This is a genomic window from Arhodomonas sp. KWT, from assembly GCF_010993615.1.
Window position 1 is genome coordinate 2,683 of record NZ_WNXE01000085.1, and the last position, 2,032, is coordinate 4,714.

A 2,032-nucleotide genomic window follows, 5' to 3' on the forward strand; every position below is an offset into this window, starting at 1 on the left:
TGTGCCGTTGTGCGGTGCCAGCCTGGACATGGCCTGGCTCGCCGGGCTCGGCCACGAGGTCGTGGGCATCGAGCTCTCGGCGACCGCCATTGAGCGCTTTTTCGCCGAGCAGGGCTGGCAGCCGGAGCGTCACGAGGGGCGTATCCCGAGCTGGCGCGCCGGTGGCGTCACCCTCTACGAGGGCGATTTCTTCGATCTGCGCGCGAGTGATCTCGCGGACGTTGCCGCCGTCTACGACCGTGCCGCGCTCATCGCCCTGCCGCCGCACATGCGCCCGGGCTACGCGGAGCATCTCGCCCGCATCCTTCCGGACGGCACGCGGGGCCTGCTGATAACCCTCGACTACGATCAGTCCGAGATGAAGGGCCCGCCGTTCTCCGTGCCCGCCGATGAGGTCGAGGGCCTCCTGGGCGGGGCGTTCGAGATCGAGCGGCTCGCCTGCGAGCCGGCGCTGGCGGCCAACGAGCGTTTCCGCGAGCGCGGTCTCACCGCCCTCGACGAGCTCGTCTTCCGTATGCGTCGCCGGTCGGGCGCAGCGGGAGAGGCACTGTCGCCGGATGCATGACAGTCCCGCGCCGCCGGCCCCCGGGCGGGATTGTCCCCCTGTGTTCCGAAACCTTTCCGTCATACGCTGTGTCAGCGGACAGGAGGGGGAGGGGAACACCCAAAATTACGTATCCCAGGAGTGAATCGATGAAGAATGCAGTTCGCGCGGTCGCACTGACCTCGACGCTGCTCGCCAGCGCGGCGGCGACGGCGTCCTCGCTGGACCTCAATCTCAGCGACGACGCCCTCCGCTTTGGCGGCCGCCACCAGCTCCAGTCCGGGGACGGCCTGGAGGTGAACGCCGACTGGCTCCACCACCAGGACAACGGCGACGTCCTCGGTGCCGGGCTGCTCATGGTGAACGACGCCGCGGCGGGCCGTGGTGCCCTGAACGTGGGCATCGGCGGGAAGCTGTTCTACGCGGACCTCGACCGCCGTGACGCCGACGGCGCAGCGGTGGGGCTCGGCGGGCGCTTTGAGTGGACCGCGCCGCAGTGGAACCGCCTCGCCTTCGCCGGCCACGGCTACTTCGCGCCGGACGTGACCTCCGGGGGCGATGTCGATCATTACACCGAGGTCGGTGTGCGTGCGGAGTACCTGGTACTGAAGAACGCCCACGCGTATCTCGGTTACCGCAATGTCCGCGTCGGCAACGGCAAGACCGATGACACCGAGACGCTGGACTCCTCCGTCCACGTCGGCCTGCGCCTGGACTTCTAGTCCGGTCTCGGCGGGGCCCGGGAGTCTTCGCTACGCGTAGGTCGCGCGCCACAGGCGTGCGACGTCTCCCGTCCCGCGTGGCCCTTCGCCCGGCGCCCCGGGCGTGGTCGGGCACGTGACGAGCGGGGCCGGAGCGTCGGGGCGAAGTCGCACACGGCCTGCGGCCGTGCCCGACCTACCCGGGGGCGCGGCCGGACGGGTGTTGGCTATGCCTAGCAGGGCTGTAGGTCGCGCACCGCAGGTGTGCGACGTCCCGTGCGGTTGCCGGCGGTCTGTCGTCATCCCCGTTAACGGCAATGCCACGCCGTGGGCCGGGACCAGTAGGTCGGCTGCTCCTGGCAGCCGGCATCCCGCCGGAGGCGCGCTCAGAGACGCTTTATGCCGCAGGCGTGGACGGCTCCTGTCTCCCGCGGTCTATCGAACGGCGCCGCCGCGCCCCTGGGCGACGGTGCCCGCCCCGCGTCTCTATTCCGTCGTCGCGGGCGGCGGGGGGGCATCCGGTTCGCCGGGGGCCGGCCTGTCCGGCTCCGCGGTGTCGTCCGTGGCCGGGCTGCTGCGGGTGCGTTCATCGAGGGTCACGCTCCCGGCGAGCCGTCCCAGCGCCTCCACGGCGAGGGGGTCGCCGGCCCGTGCCGCGCGCCGGATCCACTGCACCGCCTGCCCGGAGTCCGCCACCACCCCCTGGCCGTAGTAGTACATGTAGCCCAGCGCGTACTGCGCCCGCGGATTGCCCGCCCGCGCCGCCTGGTAGAGCGGCGGCAGCGCC

General features: G+C 71.6%; 3 protein-coding genes. 2 read left to right on the plus strand and 1 reads right to left on the minus strand.

Annotated features, from left to right (window positions below):
• A partial coding sequence (locus tag G7A99_RS12405) for a thiopurine S-methyltransferase (RefSeq protein ID WP_240466268.1) occupies positions 1 to 565 on the plus strand: 565 nt, incomplete at its 5' end.
• 128 nt (positions 566 to 693) lie between these two features.
• Positions 694 to 1,266 carry a YfaZ family outer membrane protein gene (locus G7A99_RS12410; protein ID WP_163140573.1) on the plus strand — a complete coding sequence of 191 codons (573 nt, stop codon included), beginning with the start codon at positions 694 to 696 and terminating at the stop codon, positions 1,264 to 1,266.
• Positions 1,267 to 1,731: 465 nt separating this feature from the next.
• On the opposite strand, the gene G7A99_RS12415 is transcribed toward G7A99_RS12410, so the two are convergent.
• Positions 1,732 to 2,032 (minus strand): tetratricopeptide repeat protein (locus tag G7A99_RS12415; protein WP_163140575.1); only part of this gene is annotated, 301 nt, incomplete at its 5' end.